We start from the raw sequence: 17694 nt of genomic DNA, 5'->3' as shown, positions 1-17694 counted from the left end.
GGTTGTAACCCGTGGATCTTACGGTGACTGTGCCACTGACCGGGGCCCCGACGCGCCCCGGGATCGGCTTTTTGTGCAAGTCCTGTGTGGATCCCTGCTTGAAACTCGGACATACCGGGGCGAGCCTGGCAGTGTTGCGTACCAAGGGAATCCGAACGTGAGCATTCGAATGGGCGACCCGACGATTCGGGCCGCCCATTCGGGCGCATTGAATGGTCACGCGGGCAGGTGAATGGTGTCGTAGTGGACGGCGTTGCCGTCTCCGTCGTGGACGTACAGCTCGCCGTAGCGGTCGTCGGGGCCGTCGACGGCGGCGAGCAGCCGCACGGCCTGGTGGCAGGCGGTGTCACCATCGACGGCGGTGAAGTAGGTGACCGCCTGGGGGTTGTCGACGTCGGGGTCGGTGACGACGTCGAGACGGAACTCGTCGGTCGTGGCGGCAACGGTGGTGGCGAACGAGTGGGTCATGTGGTCACCACGCGCCGATCGCCAGGGCGGCGGTCAGGGCCGCGCCGGTGTACCCGGCCAGCAGCAGCGGTACTGCCCTGCTGATCGCCCGGTACTTGGCCCGGGTGGCGCGGGAGAGCCACAACAGCTCCCGGGCCTTGGCCAGAGGCGTCAGTTGCGGCACCTGGCCGGCGTCGCCGCCGGTGATCCGGGTGAGGACGTCCTGGGCGGTGGCGGCGTCGGCGTACGCGACGAATCCGAAGTCCCCGCCGAGGCGGGGCCGGGAGGCGAGCAGGAGCAGCACCACGGCGGTCAGCACCACCACGGCGGTGGACGCGCCGGCCGCGAGCGCGGCGGTGGGGAGGTGGCCGCCGGCTCCGGCGCCGCCGAGGACGGCCAGGCCGGCACCGAGCAGCACCCCGGCGATCTGGAGGTAGCCGCCGGCCTTGGGGTCGATGCGGGCCTGCTCGGCGCGGACGGTGGCGATCTCGGCGTCCAGGGCGGCCGGCACGGTGCCCCGCCCGCATGCCGACGCGTGTGCCCCGGCGCGGGCCAGGATCTCCAGCTCGGAGAAGTCCCGGTCAGTCGCGCCGCAGCCGGTGCAGCGGGAGGTGCTGTCGGCGAGGCTGGCGGAGATCGTCACCAGGACGGCGTACGCCCCGGCGGTCGGGATCTGAAAGTGGCGGCGGGGCCGTGCTCGCCGCGCGGCTCGTAGTGGCTGGCGTAGGCCGCGCCGAGGTAGGTCGGGTCACCCGGGTCGGGCACCATGTGGGTAGCTCCTGTCATCTGCTGGATGGGGGAGTGGCGGGCGGCCCCGGCTTTCTCAGGGCGTGGGGGCCGCCCGCGCCGCGTTAGCGGCTGGCGTAGGTGGGGGAGTCCGGGCGCGGGTACGCCTCGGCCCGGCAGAAGCGGTCGTAGCCGCACCAGTCCCAGACGGCGACGCCGGGGCGCAGCGGCGCGGTGCGCTCGTCGTCGACGATCTGCTCGGCGTCGGCGGTCCAGTCGACGCCGGTGGCGATCGCGGCGACGGCGGCCTGGTCGGCGTGGCGGGCGCACAGCCACCGGGCGATGGCCAGGCCGCTGGGCAGGTGGGTCAGGCTGTAGCGGCCGTCGAGACGCAGGCCGTCGTCGCCGATGGTGACGTTGATGGCCAGGCCGGGCGCGACGGGCCAGCCGGTGACGATCCGCTCGATGACGTGGGGCTGCTCGGCGTCGGGGTCGCTCAGGTACAGCCGCACCGGGATCGTCGGGACGGCGGCCTTGGTCGTCGGGGTGGTCGTGGTGGTCATAACTCCTCCTCTGTGAGTACCTATCGACGGGTCGGCGGAAAAGGGAGCACGGCGGCCGGGTTCAGCCGGTGGGATGGGTTAGCGGCGGGTGGCGAAGAATGCGATTGCCCACGCGCCGGCAGTGCCGGCGGTCGCGGTCAGCGCCTGGGTCCAGCCGCCGGGGGCGGCGATGCCCATCAGAACGGCGATCACGGCGGCGGCGTGCAGGATGTGCAGGGCGGTGCGGGAGCGGCGGCGGGCGAGCACGCCCTGTTGCAGGGCGGCGAGGGAGCCGACGGCCCAGCCGGCCCACAGCGTCCAGCCCCACGGGCCGTGGGCCCTGGCCCAGTCGGTGGTGGCGGGCAGCAGCAGCGCGTGGACGGCGACGATGGCGACCAGGGCCAGCAGCAGCCAGGCGGTGTAGATGGCGGCGGCGATCAGGCGGCGGCGGTCGGTGAGGACGGTGCCGACGGTCGTGACGCGGCGGGCGGGTGGCCAGCGGTCGCAGCAGCGGACGCCGGGGTCGTGCTGATGACGGACGGGCTGGTTGCCGGGGGCTGCGGGCTGCTGGCGGCGCATGGCGTCTCCTGACTGTGGATGGCGAGCGGGCGGACCGGGGTGATGGCGCGGGCGTGGCGGGCGACGACGGCGGCGTACTGGTGCTGGGCGGTGTGCATGTCCGCTTCGGCGGCGGCGGCCTCGCGGCCGTCGCGGACGCGGTCGAGCGCGGTCAGCGCCAACGCGGCGGCGGCGGCGGTGAGCAGCACGCCGCCGATCAGTGGCGGGCCACCCGCGTTGGCGGCGAGGTGCCCGGCGGTGGCCACGCTGCCGAGCAGACCGCTTCCGCCGGCGACCGCCGGCCAGCGGCTGCGGCCGGTGTGGGCGCGGCGGTGGCGGCGGCCGGCGGCGCGGATGGCGTCCTCGGCGGCGCGCATCTGGGCTCCGTCGAGCTGCCAGGCGATCAGCTCCACCGACAGGGCGTCGATGCGCTGCTGGTGGGTCAGCGCGTAGACGGTGTCGGCCGGCTGGGCGTCGCGCTGACGGGTCAGGCGGCGTATCTCGGACTCCAGTTCGGCGATCCTGGCGGACATGACGGGCGGGTCTCCTCTACGGACGGTGACCTAACAGGCGGGTCTCATAACAGCGGTGGGGGAGGGGGGTCGACGCCTGCATAGGGGCCCTCGCGGGGGGAGGGGGCACCCGGGTTATGAGGCGTCAGGCGTTACTGGCAGTGACCGTGGTGGTGGCGGCCTCGGGCGGCAGGTACTGCCCGGTCGCCGGCCGCCCGTCCGGGTTCTGCGGGCGCACGACCCGGACCTGCTGGCCGAGCTGGGTCAGCGCGTTGGACACCAGTTGCGGGGTGGCGGCGGTGTCGCCGCCCTCGTGGAGCGCGGCGAGGATGTCGCGCGGTGAGGCCGGGGCGCTGCTGGTGCGCCAGATCTGGCGGACCGCCGCCTCGACCCGGTCGGCGCGGGTGCGGTACCCGGCCATCGGCGTCGGCTCCACCGCCTCGGCGGCCGGCGCTTCGACGGCGGCCGGTGCGGGCGGTGCGGTGGCCGGCTTGCCGCCGAGCCGGCTGAAGATGCTGGCGACGGCGGAGGCCATGGCCTGGTCGGCGTCGCGCTCGGGCGTGCTGGCCTGCGTCTTCGCGCCGCTGCGGGTGCGGGCGCCGCGCAGGTCGGCCAGGTAGTCGTCGGTGACGAGCTGGTGCCGGCCGGCGTAGGCCGTCCCGGCTGCCTGCGCCGATCCGGCGTCGAGGTCACGCTGGTGGTAGCGGCGATTCCACGAAATCTCGTCGACGCGCGGCCCGTCGTGCAGCACCGGCTTGGACGGGTCCGAGGTCTGGACGTACTCGATCTTCGCCCGGACCGGGTCGCTGTCGCCGAGGCGGGCGTAGCACTCGCCGCGGTGGCGCAGCGGGGGCAGCTTGTAGTTGCCGGTGACCCGGCCCGCTTCCTGCTCATCGCCACTCATCAAGACGATCTCGCGGCCGATGTTCGCGCTGGCGTCGCCGCCCTTATCGCCGAAGGCGTGGTGGACGCCGCGCTGGGTGGCGACGACCAGGTAGATCCCGGCGGACGCGACGGCCTGGGTGCACTCGGCGTACATGTCGCCTGCGGTGACCTCGGCCCCGTCGTAGTACGCCTTGACCTTGGTGTTCAGCGCGAAGCTGCCCTCGTCGATGTAGAAGAGGATCTTCTTGAAGCCGTGGCGGGCGCTAAACGGCTGGTCCTGACGCCAGCGGGCGATCTCCATCGCGGCGATCAGCATCTGCAGCACGCCTTCGGCGTCGGCGCGGACCCAGTCCAGCGGCGGGCGGACGTCCTGGCCGAGGTAGGGCTCCAACCACGGGCCGACCAGGTCGTACAGCTTGCGGGTGCCGGCGACCCAGATCAGGGCGTCCTCGCAGCGGGTCACGTCGGCCCACTCCCGGTGGATGTAGGCACTCTTGCCGCCGGTGGTCGCGCCGAGGATCCAGGCGTGCCGGGCGACGTCGACGCCGATCGGCATCCCGTCCATGCCCCACAGCGCGTTGCAGGGTTCGGCGATCCGCCGCCACCTCGGCCGGCCGGCGGCGTCGACCAGGTCCTCGGCCCGCTCCTTGTACGGGCGGATGCGCTTCATCACGTCCTCGGTGTTCGCCTGGATCGTGTACACCCCGACCCGGTTCGGGTCCTCGCCGATGTTCACCCAGTCCGGGGCGATGTCGCGGCGGGTGATGTCCCGCAGCGCCAACGCGATCCGGCGGGCGTCGTGGTCGTCGAGGCGGGGGGCCTGCTCGACGCGGACCTTGCCGTTGACGACGCGGCGCAGCTCGATCGGCGCCCACGCCTCGACCCGCGCGCCGAACGGCGCATCGGCCGGGCCGACCATCTGCGGGTTGGAGATCCGCAGCCACTCCAGGCCGGCGCGGCGCACCGCCAGGCGCAGCAGCCACGCCAGGTGCGGCTCCCCGTCACGCGGGCCGCTCAGATCCTCGGCGGCCAGGGCGAGCTGCGCGTGCCCGCCGGTGGTCAACGCGACCGCCGCCGCCGGGCGTGCCGGCGGGGGCGCGTACCGCAGCAGGTACTCGTGTGCCCGCGCCATCACCCAGGTGCTACCGCCCAGCGCCGGCAGGACCAGCGCCCACACCGGCCACAGGTCCGGCACCGACACCGCAAGCGTCGACCAGGCGGCGTAGACGGTCACCGCCGCGACCAGCCAACCCACCACCCTCGACTTCGCCGCCACGCTGAGCCGGGCGAACATCGGGGAGATCCGGACCAACAGCCGGGCACCGAACGCGGCCGTCGCCGCGAGCAGCGCCGTGGCCAGCCCGGCGATCCACACCGGCGAGCCGGTGACCAGCCACACCGCCACCCACACCGCGCTGATGAACGGCGCGACCACAGCCCAGAACGTCTTCCACTGAATGCCCACCGCTGCTCGCCGCTTCGTCACGACGTCCTCCTCGTTCTGCCTGGTCCTGCGCGGTTCGTGGGGTGCGGGGGCCGCACCAGGTGCGGCGCGGCCCCCGCGCGGGTGGTCGGTCAGAGACCGATGGAGCGGGCCTGGGCCTCGTACTCCTCGGCCTGCTCCTCGTAGTAGCGGGCCGCGAGGATCTCCCGCGCCGCCTCGGCCTCGGCGTCCCGCGCCTGGCGGGCGTGGTCCGCCGCGACGTCGCGGTCCCGGATCGTGCGGGCGGCCATCTTGTGGTTCTCGGCGCTCTCCTGGTTGGCCCGGGCGTCGCGCCGGTACTGGTTGGCCGCGTCCCGGCAGGCTCCCGCTCGGGCCGTCAACGTCTCGGCCTTCTCGATCAGCCCGGCGTAGCGGTTCGCCACCCGCATCGCGTCCTGGTCGACACTGCTGGTCGTGGTGCTCATTGCTGGTCCTCCAAGGTGGTTGGAAACAACAGGGGTTTGGTGCTCGGTGGTGCGCAGCGGCGTCGGTGCCTTCCGGTCCCACCACCCGCTGCCAGCGGTGGTTCCGGGGTCATAGAAGGGCTCGGTACGCGGAGCCGACCGCCCTGTCGGCCCCGTCGGCCCGCCGGTCGGCGTCGTGCCCGGCCGGCCGGGCGGGCTGATGATGTCGTCGGGGTCGACGTCGATCACCGTTTCCGGCCGGTGCCCGCCCGGCGCCGGCCGCGTCGTCGCCGTCGCCGACTCCTCCGCGCCGGCCGGCTTGTCCGCCGCCGTCTTGCCGTCCCGGGTCTTGGCCTTCTTCGCGGCCCGGGCCAGCCCCACCAGGGCAAGCAGGGCCGCCCCGCCCGCCGTCTTGGCCTTACGACCACCGGTCGGCTTTCCGCCGCCGTCGCCGGCCGGCTTCCCGCCACCGCCGGGGGTCTTGCCGCTGGTCGGGGGCTTCCCGCCACCGGCCGGGGTCTTGTCGCCGGCAGGGGTTTTGCTGCCGCCGGGGGTCTTGTTGCGGCCGAACGGCCACAGCCCGCCCCCGGGCTTGTCGCCGGTCGGCTTCTTCTTCCCGCCCCCGTCGCCGGTCGGCTTGCCACCGGCGGGAGGCTTGCCGCCACCGGCAGGGGGCTTCCCGCCGCTGGCCGGGTCTTGCCGCGACCGAACGGCCACCACCCGCCCCCGGGCTTGTCGCCGGTCGGCTTCTTCTTCCCGCCCCCGTCGCCGGTCGGCTTGCCACCGGCGGGAGGCTTGCCGCCACCCGCAGGGGGCTTCCCGCCGCCGGCCGGGGTCTTGCCGCGACCGAACGGCCACAGCCCACCCCCCGGCTTCTTTCCGCCGTCCGGGGACCGGCCGCCGCTGGCGGCGGTGTGGGGCCGGTCGCCCCGGCCGGAGCCGTCCCGGCCGGTCTTGCCGCCGGTCTTGGCCCGCCGCGTGTACTTGCGCCAGGCCAGCCACCCTGCGCCGGCCAGCACCGCGACCACGATCAGCCCGGCCCCGAGCAGCAGCGCCATCAGCGGCGACACCATCCACATCGCCACCACCACGGCGGCAACGACCGAGATGACCACCAGCGCCACCACCAGGCCCACCGACGCGGGCGTCGTCTCCGCCAACTCCTCCGGCTTGGCGGCCTTGTCGTCCTTGCCCTGCTCGGCCGGCGGCTGCTCGGCCGCCAGCACCGACAGGTCCGGGGCCGGCACCGCCGTCTCCACTCGCTCCGGCTCGGGCGTCGGGGCCAGGGCCGTCGTCTCGTTCTGCATTGCGTTCCTCCCTTCGTTTTGGCTGCTCACGCCTCAGAGTTATGAGCTGTTATGAGGCGGAGCCGCCCGTGGCGGCGACGGCGGTGAGCACCGTGCGGACGGTCCGCTCGGAGGTACCGGCCTGCGCGGCGAGGTCCTTCTGGGTGCCGTTGGGGTGGTCCTTGCGGGCCTGGAGCACCGCGCGGACGGTCTCCGGGCTGACCCGGTCGACGTGCGGGACCGGCTTGTCCTCGAACAGGACCGGCTCGGCCGGGGTGCTCGACGACCCGCCCGGGGTTCGGCGGGGCCGGCGGCCGGCGTCGGCGGCGGCCTGGGCCAGGGCGGCCCGCAGGTCGGCGGCCTCCTGGCGAGCGGCCTCGACCAGGGCCTCGGCACGCAGTCGGGCGTGCTGCTGCTCGCCCAGCTCCTGGCGGGCCTGGTCGAGGTTCGTCTCGGCCACCCGCAGGCGGCGCTGCCACTCGGTGCCGGCGGCGTCGAGCTGCCCCTGAGTACGCGAGGCGCGTCCGGTCTCCGCGCGAGCCTCCGCGCGTGCCGCTTCCGCTTCCGCCAGCGCCCGCTCCAGCGCGGTACGTGCTTCCGCTTCCGCCCGACGGGCGAGCGCGGCGGCGGTTGCTTCCGCTTCCGCCCGGCGAGTCGCGGTCGCTGCTTCCGCTTCCGCCCGCGCCCGACGGGTTGCTTCCGCTTCCGCCCGACCGGCCGCCGCGCGTGCTTCCGCTTCCGCCCGCTCGATTGCCGCCCGCGCTTCCGCCACCGTCCGGTCGATCGCGGCGCGTGCTTCCGCTTCCGCTTCGGCCACCGCCATCGCGGCGGCTGCTTCCGCTTCCGCCTGGCCGGCCGTTGCCGCTTCCGCCCGCGACTCGGCATCGGCGGCGCGTGCTTCCGCTTCCGCCAGCGCCCGACGGGCATCGGTCGCGTCGGCGCGGGCCGCGTCGACCGCGACCCGGTCCGGGGAGGGCAGGGCCAGCAACGGCGCCGGGGTGCCGGTGGCCGCCAGCCGGGCCAGGGCCGCCAGGGCGGCACCGGAGTCCTTGCCGGTGGCCTTGCGCAGCGCCTTGCGGGCACCGGCGGCGACCTCGGCGGCCACCGCCTTCTGCCGCTCCCGCTCGGCCTCGACCGCCGCCTGGCGGCGCTGCTCGACCCGCCGGGCCTCCGCCCGAGCGATCAGCTCAGCCGCACCGGGGGAGAGCCGGTCACGGACGTCAACCTTCCACGCCGCGTACGTGTGCCCCGGGTAGGTCAGCCAACGCCGCCACCCGAACCGCTCCGGCGGATCCGGGAGCATGCCCCGGTCCCGCAGCGTCGGCCGGTGCTTCGCCCCGCTTCTGACCTCGTAGACGATGATCCCCAGCGCCGACAGTGCGGACAGCACGATGGCCTTCACCGGGTCGGCGTGGTGACCGATCGCGTTGATCGCCACCGCCGCCGCCGTGCAGATCCAGATCAGCGACCGCGCCGCGATCGCCCGCTCGCCGTTGAGCCGCTGGTGCTGCGCGGTCAGCGCCATCGCCAGGCCGGTGCCCTCGATTGCCACCGCCGTCACCACCCCGATCGGGGTGGGCAGACCGTTCGCCCGAGCGGCGTCGACCTGCCCGTACACCGCGCCGGACACCGCCAGGCCGTAGATCAGCCCGGAGTACACCGCGGCGGCGTTGTCGCGCACGTAGGCGACCCGGCCAGCCCACCAGCCCGCCATCTCCGTCCGCCTGGCCTGCCGGCGGGCCTTCCGCTCGGCCCGCTCGGTCTCCCGCTGCTGGCGGCGACGCTCAGCGCGGGCGTCCCGGTCGGCGTCCTTCTGCGCCGACAGGCGCTGCTGGCCCTCCTGCATCCGCAGCCGCCGCTCCGTGGCGGCGTCCTCGGCAGCGATCCGGGTCTGCGCGGCCTGCCGCTCCCGCTCAGCCGTGGCCAGGTTCCGGGCCACCTTGTGGTCGGTCGCGGCGAGCTGGGCCAGATCCGGCCCGTTCTGCAGCGTCGTCACCGCGCCACCTCCGGGTTCTGCGCCGGGGCGGGAACCCGCTCGTCGGCGATCAACGGCTGCCCGGCACCGAGCAGCTCGCGGGCGATCTCGTCCTCCGCGCACGACTGGTGGCACGCCTCGCCCTTGGCGTCGCGCATCCGGGTGGTGGTGCCGCAGATCCGGCAGGGCAGCGACCGGTCACGGTCGAAGTGGCCCGGAGCGGTCCAGTCCAGGTGCACCCGCACCACCAGCAGCCCGGCCATCAGCACACCTCCCCGCGCGCCCGCCGACCGGCCCGGACCCGGGCCAGCAGCTCCCGGCCGTACGGGTCGAGGTCGTCCTCGTCGACGTCCACCGCCAAGGGGTGCCGGTGGTCGTCGACCCAGCGGGCCAACCGGGCCCCGCCAACCACGACGGCGACCAGGCCGACCGCGACGGCCGGGGAGTACAGCAGCGCCTGCGGCACCCGGTCGACGTGCTCGGCCATGGCCTGACCAGCCAGCGCCGCCGGAGCGGCACCGGCCACGACCGCGCCAGCGGCGACCCGCGCCGTCCGCGACCGCGCCGGCCGGTCAGCCGCCAGGCGGCGGGACTCACGCTCAGCGTCGATCGCCCGGCGCAGCTCGCCGGCGAACCAGCCCGGCAGCGCCGCGACAGCGGCGGCTCGGTGCTCCAGCTCGACATCTGCCAGCTCCGGCAGACCCTCGCGGTACTGCGCCAGCGCGACCGCCAGATCCAGAGACCTCGTCGGGGCCGTCATGCCGCACCCCCCAGCACCCGAGCGGGGCCGGTCATCTCCCGCAGCCGCACCACCGGCCGCTGCTCGATCACGGGCAGGTCCTCCGCCCGGTCGTACTCGGCGACCTGGCCGCCACCGGCCGCCTTCGCCCGGTACAACGCGAGGTCCGCCGCGCGCAGCACCCGCGACGAGTCGTCACCGGCCATCGCCGACACCGCGCCAACGCTGGCCCGCACGAGCAGCTCCCGCCCGCCGGGCAGGACCACCGGCGCGGCCAGCGCCCGCACCACCTCGGCACCGAGAATCCCCGCGATCGGGGCCGGCGACGGGCACACCAGCACGATCTCGTCACCACCGAGCCGGGCCACCACCGCGCCGTCGACCTCGTCGAGCGCCGCCGACAGCCGGGCCGCGACCTCGACCAGCACCGCGTCACCCGCGTCGTGCCCGAAGGTGTCGTTGACCTGCTTGAATCCGTCCAGGTCGACCAGGGCCACGTCGTACGGCTCATCGACCAGGTCGGCCAGCACCGCCGACAGACCAGACCGGTTCGCCAACCCCGTCAACGGGTCGATGGTCACCTGCCGGCGGGCCTCGGCCAGCCGGACCCGGTCCGCGCGGACCGTCCGCACCGCCCACACGTGCCCCGCCAGCGACAGCGCCGCAGCCGCCGGGAGCAGCATTTTCATCGCCTTCACCGGGTCACCTCCGACCCGGTCGCCGCCGCCCACGCCTGGACGACATTCCGTGGAATCCGGCCGCGCTCCCGCACGGCGTAGCCGTTGGCCTGCGCCCACTGCCGGATCGCGGCACGGTGCGCGGCGGCCTCCGGCCCGGAGCCCAGCCTCTGCCGCAGCTCGGCGAGTTCGGCGGTGAGCTTGGCCTCCTTCTCGGCCAGCTCCCGGCGGCGGGCCTCGGCGGCCCGCTCGGCCTCCAACCGGCCGGTCAACTCCGCCACCAGGCCGCCGATCCGCTCGGCGAGCTGACGGGTACGGCCGGCCTCGCTGCCCTGGGCCAGGGCCAGCAACTGCTCGATGCCGCTGACCGGACTCGTCGAGCCGGTCGGCGCGGTGACGACCCGGATGCCCATCGGCGTGCTCGGGTCGGGAGCGGTCGGCGTGCCCTTCGCGGCCCGCACCATAGCGGCCTGGGTGGTGCCGTTGACCGGCGTAATCGTCGGGGTGCTCATGCCGGCATCACCGCCGTCACGGGCAGCAGCCCCCGCAGCGCCTTCAACGCCTTGTGCTGCACCGCCTTGATCGCCGCCTCGGTCCGGCCCATCACCTGCGCGGTCTCCTCGATCGACAGCTCCCGCAGGTACCGCAGCGTGATGCACTGCCGCTGCACCGGGTTGAGCTGGGCGATCCCGGCGAGCAGGGCCTCACGGGTCAGCGTGGCCACCACGGCGGCCTCCGTGCTCGGCACCAGGTCGACCGGAGCCGCGTCCCGCAGCTCCGCCACCGGCCGCTCACGCCGCTGGTGCGACCGCTGCCAGTTGATGACCAGGTTCCGGGCGATCGTGGTGACCCACGCGCCGAAGTCGCCGCCCGGCCGGCGGAAGCTGGCCAGGTTACGCAGCGCCCGCAGGAACGTCTCCGACGTCAGGTCCTCGGCCGTGGCCCGGTCGAGCACCCGGCGGTAGACGAACCGGAACACCTGGTCGACGTAGCGGTCGTAGACCAGACCGAACGCCTCCGCGTCACCGGCCTGCGCCCGCGCCACCAGCGCCGACACCTCGTCGAGCATTGATCCAGTAGGAGCCTGCGCCGGATCGGCCGGGGCAGGAAGTACCCTCATTGCTGGCATCTGATCCTCCTTGGGGTGGGATGCCGTTCGGGGCTCGGTGGGGCGCTATCCCCGCCGGGCCCTCTTGCCTATGTGGGCGCATTGGAAGGTCTAGTAGGTACTCATTGACCAGACAATGCGCTTGGTGTTGATGGTGCTACCGACCACCAAGGGACGTCAAGGGGTAACGGCAACATTGACTAGACAATGTTCGGCCGCGTGAGCGAGACTCGGAACGTGGAGACCTTCAGAGGCAGCTCGATGCCGACCTACCAGCGGATCGCTGCGGCGATCCGCGACAAGATCGCGTCAGGCGAGCTGACCGGCGGCGAGCAGTTGCCGACGGAGCTAGAGCTTGCTGAGCAGTGGGGCGTGGCTCGGCAGACGGTCCGCAACGGCATCGCCGTACTGGTAGCCGAAGGACTCGTGGTGTCGAAGCGCCCCCTCGGGCACTTCGTGCGCAAGCGGGAGAACATGCTGTACCGCCCGCAGGGCGAGTCGCGGGACCAGCCAGCTAGTCCTGAGATGGACCGCTTCTGCCAGCAGATCACCGAAGAGGGTCGAGTCCCAAGTCAGACAATCGACGTCTCCCTGGTTCAGGCGCAGCCCGACATCGCTCAACGCCTCCAAGTTGAACCAGGCACCGTGGTGGTAGCTCGTCGACGGGTGCGCTTCATCAACGGCGAGCCGATCAACATCAACGACTCGCACTACCCGCTCGACATCGTCAGGGATTCCGAGATCATGTCTCCGTCCGACGTCGCACGGGGCACGAATCAGGCTCTTGCCGATCTGGGCTACCCGCAGGACCGGGCCATCGATGAGATCTACACCCGGATGCCCACTCCTGAGCAAATTCACCGCCTCGGACTGGGACCGGGAACCCCAGTGGCCGTCCACTACGTGACCGGCTACATCGCTGACGGCACTCCCGTGAGATGCACAGTCAACGTGCTGCCGAGCGATCAACATGTCATCGTGTTCGAGCGCAAGTTCGAGCGAACCTGGAGCCGGAGCTGAATTGGTCCTGAGCATCCGCCCTGCTGAAAACCAGGACGAGTTCGAGATCGCCATGGGACTGCTCACACAGCGAATCCAGTGGCTGCGCGAACGTGGGTCGGATCAGTGGGAGACGTGGGATAAGTGGCGGTCCAAGCTGGGACCGGCACTGGCGGCGGGACACATCTGGCTGCTGTGGGACGGCGATGAGGCGATTGGGACAATCACCGTAGAGACGGCTGGTGACCCGGACTTCTGGACGACTGCAGAGCTGGCCGAGCCGGCTGTCTACGTCTCGAAGTTGGCGGTACGGCTCGACCGATCTGGGCAGGAACTTGGATCGCTCTTGCTCACGTGGGCTGGCGATTACGCCTTCAGCCAGGGGTGCAGATACGTCCGACTGGACGCCTGGAAAACCAACGAGCAGCTACACGCCTACTACCTATCGCGCGGCTGGACCTGCCTACGAACCTCAACCGATCCAAAGCGTCGCTCGGGGACGTTGTTCCAGCGACCAGCCGAGCCGATAAACCCACGATCTGAACTGCAAACCATCACTACTCGGGGAGATGGACGAACTCGCTACTAACCCGGGGTAGTTATGCCTCGCTGAGGTCGAGAATGCTCCAACCGGCGGGCAACACGGCGGCGGCCGGCTTGGGGTCGGTGGTAGCCAGGTGCGCCCGGTGGGCGATGGCCGCGCGGGCGGCGTGGCCAAGGGCGATGTCGCCGCCTGCGGCGCGGGCGAGGACGCCGGCTTGGCGGGCGTCGTCGACGCCAGGATCGGCTCCGAGGGGCAGCACGGTGATGGCGGGTGTGGTGGTCAGGAGGGTGAGCAGGGCGGTGCCGACGTCGCTGCTGGTGGCGGCGTAGGCGGCGGCGAGGCAGGCGGCCGGTACGCCGACGGCGCGTTCTTCGTCGGCGACCTCGGCGATCAGTTCGCCGACGGCGAGCTGCCCGTCGACGTACGCGGCGAGGGCGGTGGCGTCCAGGACCACGGCGACCTGGTCGTCGCTCACGCGGCCTCGTCGAGCATCCGCTGCCCCTCGGCGAGGGCATCGTCGGGGATCGGGGCGGCGAGACGGTCACGCCAGCGGGCCTTGCCGGCCTCGGTGACCTCGATGCCGGCGCGGCGCAGCACCTCGTCGACCTGGGTGCCGGCCATCTGGGCGCGGACGGCGGCGGTGATGGCGGCGCTGACGTTGGGCTGGCCGTCAAGCCACTGGGCGACGTCGTCGGGGACGCTGATGGAGCGTTTCGCGGTCATGGTGGCAGCGTACCCTCGGTGGTAGCACCGGCGGTGCTACCGCGCTGATCCCCGGCCTCAGCTCTCGATGCCGATTCCGGCGAACAGGTCAAGTTGCTCACCTGGGCGGCAGGCAGCCCACACGGCCTCCCCGGCCCGGGAACAGGCGTCGACGACGGCGGCCCAGCCGGCACCCCGGAATCCGTCGGGGTGGTCACGCCAGGCGATGACAGCCTGTTGGCAGCAGCGGATCAGGTCGTTGGTGACCCGGCCGCTGTCCAGGACCGCGCCCAGGTCGGTCCAGCTCAGCCGTAGCGGCTGGTGGAGGTTCCCGTCGGTGATCTCGATCCGGGCTCGGTCGAGGCGGAGCATCCGGCCGGCGGGCAGCGTCTGGCCGGCGTACTCGGGGGCGAGTTGCCGGGCGTCTCGGGTGCGCCAGTAGGTCAGGATGTCGGCGGCGTGACCATGTGCGGTGATCCCGACGGCCCAGGCCAGCAGCGGGCGGTGGGTGAACGGGGTGGCGGTGGCGAGGATGGTGCAGGCGTCGGCCCGGTGGTTGGTCATGGTGTTCTCCCGCGTGGTGGCTGGCTCCGGGGCGGCCGTGCCCCAGGCCGGTGGCGGCCTGGGGCACGGGTGTGACCTCAGTGCGGCTGGGTGACGCGGCCGTTGTGGTCGGGCTGCGCGGCTGCGGCGGCGTGCCGCTGGGCGATCTGGTACTCGCGGACCAGGGCGCTGAGCACGTCGCTGACGTTGACCGTCCGGCCGTTGGCCGCGCGGCAGCCGGCCGCGTATCCGTCGAGGTCGGCGGTGCCGATCGAGGTTCCACGGATGGGCTGAAAGCGCACGGTGCTGGTGATGTAGCCGATGAAGTGCTCGCCGAGCATGAGCCGGGCGCGGGTTCCACCGGTGCCGGGGACGCGGCGGATATCGCTGACGCGCAGCTTGGCGTGGGGGACGACCATGCCGGTGTGGGGCAGGGTGGTGGGCTCGTCGGTCAGGCTCGCGTTGATCAGCTCGATCAGGCGCGGCTGGACGCGCAGGCAGGTGCGGCAGGTGATGGGCTCGGTGAGGGGCTCACCGACGCGGACGTTGTCGCCGGTGCCGCTGGCCCCGCACCAGGCCGCGACGTATCGCGGACTGCGGTCGGGGCCCATGATGCTGCTCAGGCTGCCCAGGTGCACGGCCGTGCCGCGTCCGACGCGTACCGGTGCGAGCTGTGCGGGCCGGATGGGGAAGGTCATGTTCTCGGTCCCTTCGACGTGCCTGACTGAGGGGTTTTGGCTGGCCGTTCCGTACCCCTCTATCGTACAGGAAAAGGTACAGAAAAAGCTCTTTCCGGGGATCTTTGTCTGCACCTTTTTGCCGTACGCTGGGGGGATGAGCAGCGAATCGGAGATGCGCCGACCCGAGGTGTCGGCAGGGATGGCGGCGGCCCGGGAGCGGGGCGTGCGGTTGGGTCGACCGCCTGCGCCGCTGCCGCCCTCGGCCACCCGGGTCGTGCAGTTGCGGGACGAAGGGCTGTCGCTGGCCGCGATCGCCGCGACGCTGAACAGCGAGCAGGTGCCGACGCCGTCCGGGAAAGGGACGTGGGCCAAGAGCAGCGTCAAGTACGTGCTCGACCGTTACGACGCGCAGGGGTCGGCGTAGGCCCGGTGGGCGGGGTTGCCCGCGCGGACGCCCGGGGGGTGGGGGTGGGATCTCCTCGTGTCGGCCGATCTCCGATCGACCGGGCCGGCTCGGGGACGGCCAGGCTCGGCGTAGCCGACCGCGAAGCGGCTTGGCCTGGCCGTCCCCGAGCCGGTCTGGTAGCCCTCTGGGCGGCCGGCGCGGGGAGATCCCACCCCTGGGTGACCACTCACCCACCTGGCGGTTGCGGTCCCTGCCGGATCTCCGAGAGAGGCCCCGCCGGAGGCGTCGATGTTGGCAAGCGTGACCATCGGCGGCCCGGGTGCGGTCCGCGTCTCTGGGCTGCTCTCGCTGCCGCTGTTGGTGATTCCGCGGCATCACCCCCTCGGCGGTGCCGGCGCTGGCACGGCGTCTGCTGGCATGGGGAACCGCCGGGAGCGTCCCGCGACCCTGCCCAGGGGTCGATCTCGCTCGACATCCTGACTACGGTGGTGATCAAGCGATCACCTGGGGGAGCGATGGCTGACGACGCCGCTGTACCGATGGCCGCGCCGGACTCGGCGGACCTGCCTGACGGTCTCGCCGCCGGCCTGCAATCGCAGATCGACGACCTGACGGCCACCCTGGAGCACCACCAGCGCCTGTTCGAGTCGTTGCGGGCGCGGGGGTTGCTGCCCACCGATCCTGACGACGGACGACCGTGACGGCCGCGCCGGATCAGCCGGCGGCCCGGCCTGCGCGGGAGGTTGCCGAGCGTGTGGCGGCCTCGGTCGACCGGACCGCCGCGCTACGGAGCCGGGCCGGCTCGCTGGCCGCTCAGGTTGCCGGGCCGGCTCGCCTGTCGACGGTCCCTGACGCGCGGCGGCAACGCCTTCTGGCCGTCCAGGGCGCGGCGGCCGAGTTCTACCGCGCTCAACTCGACCGGCCCGACGGGGCATCGCCGGCCCGGTGGCTGGCCGCTCAGGGCGTTCCGGTCGACGGGCGGTGGGCGGTGGGGTACGCGCCGGACCGGCCGGCCGCGCTGGTCAACGAGCTGCGGCGGCAGGGCTTCACCGATGTGGAGATCCGGGCGTCCGGCCTCGCGGCGACGGGCCGCAGCGGGCAGTTGGTCGATCGGTTCCGTAACCGGGTGATGGTCGGCATCCGCGAGCACCGCGATCCGGACCGGCCGGTGGTCGGTTTCGTCGGCTACGCCCCGCCGGGTGTGCCGGACGTGGCGCCGGTGCTGCACAGCCCCGCCACGGCGGTGTTCCGCCCGGCCGAGGTGGTGTTCGGGCTCGCCGAGCAGCCTGAGCGCACCGGCCGGTCGGTGGTGGCGCGGACCGCGGTGGAGGCCATCGCTCTGGCCGAACGCGGCGGGGGTGCGCCGTTGGTGGTGGCCGCGTGCGGGCCGGCGTTGACCGGGCCGCAGGTCGCGGCGCTCACCGCGCAGGCGGACCCGGCGGCCGGCGTCGCGGTGGTCGTCGACGAGGACGGCAGCGCCGATGGGCGTCGCTCCGCGGCCAGGGCGTTCCACGTGCTCGACCCGGCGGTGACCAGGCACCCGGATCGGCCGGGGCCGGTGCTGGCCGTCACCGCTGGCGGCGAGGACATCTGGCCGTTGGTGGAGGTCGTGGTCACCGCCCGCGTCGACTGGGCCGTCCGCACGTTCACCACCGGGGCGGGCCGGGAGGCCGCCGCGCAGTCGATCCGCGCGATCCTGCACGGTCAGCCGGCCGACGTCGCCGGCCCGTTGGCCGCGTACGCCGCCGGCCGGCTCGGCGTTCCCGTCGACCCGACGCCGGCAGTGCCCCCGCCTGCCGTGACCGAGCAGACCGCCGTCCCGGCACCGGTGCCGGCGGTCCTCGACGGCGCGGCGACCACGACCGGCCCGCCGGTCGGCGCTGTCACCGCCGACCAGCCGCCCGCAGCACCAGAGGAGCCCGCAGACGATGAACCGGTACGGGGCGCAAGCCCAGAGGCACTGGCAGACGTACCTACCGAACCGGTACGCGGCGTTGATAGCCGACGGGACGGACCTGAACAGCTTCTTCTCGACTTTGGGGGATCAGGCGCTGCACCAGATCGAGGACCTGACGAGGAAACTCGCCGGCCCGGACCCGACCGGCGAGGGGTACCTCGACAAGCTGGGCCGGCTGAACGAAGCCCGGATGGCGGCCGAGGAACAGGTGCTGCCGGAGCTGATCCTGATCGACCCGGAGACGAACGAGACCAGCCCGCCGACGCGGGACCCGTCGCCGCAGACGGATCAGGACTGGATTTCGATGGTGGAGGACCCGACCGACCCGCGGTGGCAGGAGATCGCGGAGCAGGAAGCCGCGATGAACGACGACAGCGACCCGCCCGCCCGCAGCTAGACCCCGAACCGGCCGCGCCGGTTGAGCCGGCCGAACCGGGCCCGCCACCGCAGACGCAGCCACCAGACACGACGCCCGATCCGGACCGGCCGGTGTCGTTCACCCCGAGGGGGCAAGGGGACCT

At 73.2% G+C, this 17694-nt stretch carries 24 protein-coding genes and 1 pseudogene; 7 read left to right on the top strand and 18 right to left on the bottom strand.

Going from position 1 to position 17694, the window contains the following annotated elements; translation table 11 throughout:
• Positions 1–216: 216 nt before the first annotated feature.
• The 7 genes from J7462_RS00210 to J7462_RS00175 form a co-directional block, all read right to left on the bottom strand.
• Positions 217–468: a hypothetical protein gene (locus J7462_RS00210; RefSeq protein WP_219459985.1), complete on the bottom strand. Its 252-nt coding sequence runs from the start codon at positions 466–468 to the stop codon at positions 217–219.
• 4 nt (positions 469–472) lie between these two features.
• The gene (locus tag J7462_RS00205) at positions 473–1090 is read right to left on the bottom strand and encodes a Pycsar system effector family protein (protein ID WP_308290666.1); all 618 of its coding nucleotides are present in this window, start codon (positions 1088–1090) and stop codon (positions 473–475) included.
• Positions 1087–1233 (bottom strand): hypothetical protein, encoded by a 147-nt coding sequence (locus J7462_RS00200; protein ID WP_219459982.1) that lies wholly within the window; start codon positions 1231–1233, stop codon positions 1087–1089. Before J7462_RS00200 ends, J7462_RS00205 begins: the two co-directional genes overlap by 4 nt.
• A 65-nt stretch (positions 1234–1298) precedes the next feature.
• Positions 1299–1736, bottom strand: coding sequence for a hypothetical protein (locus tag J7462_RS00195; RefSeq protein ID WP_219459980.1), 438 nt, complete (start codon positions 1734–1736; stop codon positions 1299–1301).
• Between the two features lie 78 nt (positions 1737–1814).
• Positions 1815–2294 carry a hypothetical protein gene (locus J7462_RS00190; RefSeq protein ID WP_219459977.1) on the bottom strand — a complete coding sequence of 160 codons (480 nt, stop codon included), beginning with the start codon at positions 2292–2294 and terminating at the stop codon, positions 1815–1817.
• A 636-nt stretch (positions 2295–2930) separates the two neighbouring features.
• A complete protein-coding gene (locus J7462_RS00180; protein ID WP_219459973.1) occupies positions 2931–5156 on the bottom strand; it encodes a hypothetical protein in 2226 nt (741 codons plus the stop codon).
• 89 nt (positions 5157–5245) lie between these two features.
• Positions 5246–6274, bottom strand: coding sequence for a hypothetical protein (locus J7462_RS00175; protein WP_219459970.1), 1029 nt, complete (start codon positions 6272–6274; stop codon positions 5246–5248).
• Positions 6275–6535: 261 nt separating this feature from the next.
• Here J7462_RS00175 and J7462_RS00170 point away from each other — a divergent pair, with 261 nt between their 5' ends.
• The gene (locus J7462_RS00170; protein WP_219459966.1) at positions 6536–6919 is read left to right on the top strand and encodes a hypothetical protein; all 384 of its coding nucleotides are present in this window, start codon (positions 6536–6538) and stop codon (positions 6917–6919) included.
• Here the strand turns inward: J7462_RS00170 and J7462_RS00165 are convergent.
• Genes J7462_RS00165 through J7462_RS00140 form a run of 6 tightly spaced genes read right to left on the bottom strand, consistent with a single transcriptional unit; the run spans position 6914 to position 11363 of the window.
• A complete protein-coding gene (locus tag J7462_RS00165) occupies positions 6914–8839 on the bottom strand; it encodes a DUF2637 domain-containing protein (RefSeq protein ID WP_219459960.1) in 1926 nt (641 codons plus the stop codon). The two genes, J7462_RS00170 and J7462_RS00165, sit on opposite strands and share 6 nt — an antisense overlap.
• Positions 8836–9081, bottom strand: coding sequence for a hypothetical protein (locus tag J7462_RS00160; RefSeq protein WP_219459958.1), 246 nt, complete (start codon positions 9079–9081; stop codon positions 8836–8838). The genes J7462_RS00165 and J7462_RS00160 overlap by 4 nt, the downstream gene beginning before the upstream one ends.
• Positions 9081–9578: a hypothetical protein gene (locus tag J7462_RS00155; RefSeq protein WP_219459954.1), complete on the bottom strand. Its 498-nt coding sequence runs from the start codon at positions 9576–9578 to the stop codon at positions 9081–9083. Before J7462_RS00155 ends, J7462_RS00160 begins: the two co-directional genes overlap by 1 nt.
• Positions 9575–10255, bottom strand: coding sequence for a GGDEF domain-containing protein (locus J7462_RS00150; protein WP_219459950.1), 681 nt, complete (start codon positions 10253–10255; stop codon positions 9575–9577). Before J7462_RS00150 ends, J7462_RS00155 begins: the two co-directional genes overlap by 4 nt.
• Positions 10252–10746 carry a histone-like nucleoid-structuring protein Lsr2 gene (locus J7462_RS00145; protein WP_219459945.1) on the bottom strand — a complete coding sequence of 165 codons (495 nt, stop codon included), beginning with the start codon at positions 10744–10746 and terminating at the stop codon, positions 10252–10254. The genes J7462_RS00150 and J7462_RS00145 overlap by 4 nt, the downstream gene beginning before the upstream one ends.
• Positions 10743–11363, bottom strand: a complete 621-nt coding sequence (locus J7462_RS00140; protein WP_255597512.1) for a sigma-70 family RNA polymerase sigma factor — start codon at positions 11361–11363, stop codon at positions 10743–10745. Before J7462_RS00140 ends, J7462_RS00145 begins: the two co-directional genes overlap by 4 nt.
• Positions 11364–11579: 216 nt before the next feature.
• On the opposite strand from J7462_RS00140, the gene J7462_RS00135 reads away from it, so the two are divergent.
• Both J7462_RS00135 and J7462_RS00130 read left to right on the top strand, forming a co-directional pair.
• Positions 11580–12362: a GntR family transcriptional regulator gene (locus tag J7462_RS00135; protein WP_308290665.1), complete on the top strand. Its 783-nt coding sequence runs from the start codon at positions 11580–11582 to the stop codon at positions 12360–12362.
• 1 nt (position 12363) lies between these two features.
• Complete coding sequence (locus tag J7462_RS00130; protein ID WP_219459936.1) at positions 12364–12930, top strand: GNAT family N-acetyltransferase; 567 nt, start codon at positions 12364–12366, stop codon at positions 12928–12930.
• 10 nt (positions 12931–12940) lie between these two features.
• Here J7462_RS00130 and J7462_RS00125 read toward each other — a convergent pair whose 3' ends face one another.
• From J7462_RS00125 to J7462_RS31575, 4 genes are all read right to left on the bottom strand, one after another.
• Positions 12941–13360: a hypothetical protein gene (locus J7462_RS00125; protein ID WP_219459933.1), complete on the bottom strand. Its 420-nt coding sequence runs from the start codon at positions 13358–13360 to the stop codon at positions 12941–12943.
• Positions 13357–13608 carry a hypothetical protein gene (locus tag J7462_RS00120; protein ID WP_219459930.1) on the bottom strand — a complete coding sequence of 84 codons (252 nt, stop codon included), beginning with the start codon at positions 13606–13608 and terminating at the stop codon, positions 13357–13359. Before J7462_RS00120 ends, J7462_RS00125 begins: the two co-directional genes overlap by 4 nt.
• Before the next feature lie 57 nt (positions 13609–13665).
• The gene (locus J7462_RS00115; protein ID WP_219459926.1) at positions 13666–14151 is read right to left on the bottom strand and encodes a hypothetical protein; all 486 of its coding nucleotides are present in this window, start codon (positions 14149–14151) and stop codon (positions 13666–13668) included.
• Between the two features lie 77 nt (positions 14152–14228).
• On the bottom strand, positions 14229–14942 hold the full coding sequence (locus tag J7462_RS31575; RefSeq protein WP_255597511.1) for a hypothetical protein: 714 nt from the start codon (positions 14940–14942) through the stop codon (positions 14229–14231).
• A 22-nt stretch (positions 14943–14964) separates the two neighbouring features.
• Here J7462_RS31575 and J7462_RS00105 point away from each other — a divergent pair, with 22 nt between their 5' ends.
• The 3 genes and pseudogenes from J7462_RS00105 to J7462_RS33510 all read left to right on the top strand — a co-directional run.
• Complete coding sequence (locus J7462_RS00105) at positions 14965–15234, top strand: recombinase family protein (RefSeq protein ID WP_219459923.1); 270 nt, start codon at positions 14965–14967, stop codon at positions 15232–15234.
• A gap of 497 nt (positions 15235–15731) precedes the next feature.
• Positions 15732–15917: a hypothetical protein gene (locus tag J7462_RS00100; RefSeq protein WP_219460063.1), complete on the top strand. Its 186-nt coding sequence runs from the start codon at positions 15732–15734 to the stop codon at positions 15915–15917.
• Positions 15914–16438 (top strand): annotated as a pseudogene (locus J7462_RS33510) (hypothetical protein); the annotation flags it as partial. The gene J7462_RS00100 and the pseudogene J7462_RS33510, both read left to right, overlap by 4 nt.
• Here J7462_RS33510 and J7462_RS00090 read toward each other — a convergent pair.
• Positions 16402–16833 (bottom strand): hypothetical protein, encoded by a 432-nt coding sequence (locus tag J7462_RS00090; protein WP_219460058.1) that lies wholly within the window; start codon positions 16831–16833, stop codon positions 16402–16404. The pseudogene J7462_RS33510 and the gene J7462_RS00090 overlap by 37 nt on opposite strands.
• 311 nt (positions 16834–17144) lie before the next feature.
• Between J7462_RS00090 and J7462_RS00085 the strand changes: the two genes are divergently transcribed.
• The gene (locus J7462_RS00085; RefSeq protein ID WP_219460045.1) at positions 17145–17570 is read left to right on the top strand and encodes a TnpV protein; all 426 of its coding nucleotides are present in this window, start codon (positions 17145–17147) and stop codon (positions 17568–17570) included.
• The last annotated feature ends 124 nt before the right edge of the window (positions 17571–17694 follow it).

Origin of the sequence: Micromonospora sp. RL09-050-HVF-A (genome assembly GCF_019374995.1) — a bacterium.
GTDB lineage: Bacteria > Actinomycetota > Actinomycetes > Mycobacteriales > Micromonosporaceae > Micromonospora > Micromonospora antibiotica.
The sequence above is the reverse complement of the archived record's forward strand: the minus strand, read 5'-3'. Positions and strand labels throughout refer to the sequence as shown.

Bases quoted from the DNA above. Each gene is read 5' to 3' on its own strand.
- J7462_RS00105 (WP_219459923.1), top strand. From the start codon at position 14,965: ATGAGCAGCGAATCGGAGATGCGCCGACCCGAGGTGTCGGCAGGGATG.
- J7462_RS00085 (WP_219460045.1), top strand. From the start codon at position 17,145: ATGAACCGGTACGGGGCGCAAGCCCAGAGGCACTGGCAGACGTACCTA.
- J7462_RS00210 (WP_219459985.1), bottom strand. From the start codon at position 468: ATGACCCACTCGTTCGCCACCACCGTTGCCGCCACGACCGACGAGTTC.
- J7462_RS00145 (WP_219459945.1), bottom strand. From the start codon at position 10,746: ATGAGCACCCCGACGATTACGCCGGTCAACGGCACCACCCAGGCCGCT.
- J7462_RS00100 (WP_219460063.1), top strand. From the start codon at position 15,732: ATGGCTGACGACGCCGCTGTACCGATGGCCGCGCCGGACTCGGCGGAC.
- J7462_RS00115 (WP_219459926.1), bottom strand. From the start codon at position 14,151: ATGACCAACCACCGGGCCGACGCCTGCACCATCCTCGCCACCGCCACC.
- J7462_RS00120 (WP_219459930.1), bottom strand. From the start codon at position 13,608: ATGACCGCGAAACGCTCCATCAGCGTCCCCGACGACGTCGCCCAGTGG.
- J7462_RS00190 (WP_219459977.1), bottom strand. From the start codon at position 2,294: ATGCGCCGCCAGCAGCCCGCAGCCCCCGGCAACCAGCCCGTCCGTCAT.
- J7462_RS00200 (WP_219459982.1), bottom strand. From the start codon at position 1,233: ATGACAGGAGCTACCCACATGGTGCCCGACCCGGGTGACCCGACCTAC.
- J7462_RS00140 (WP_255597512.1), bottom strand. From the start codon at position 11,363: ATGCCAGCAATGAGGGTACTTCCTGCCCCGGCCGATCCGGCGCAGGCT.
- J7462_RS00155 (WP_219459954.1), bottom strand. From the start codon at position 9,578: ATGACGGCCCCGACGAGGTCTCTGGATCTGGCGGTCGCGCTGGCGCAG.
- J7462_RS00160 (WP_219459958.1), bottom strand. From the start codon at position 9,081: ATGGCCGGGCTGCTGGTGGTGCGGGTGCACCTGGACTGGACCGCTCCG.
- J7462_RS00195 (WP_219459980.1), bottom strand. From the start codon at position 1,736: ATGACCACCACGACCACCCCGACGACCAAGGCCGCCGTCCCGACGATC.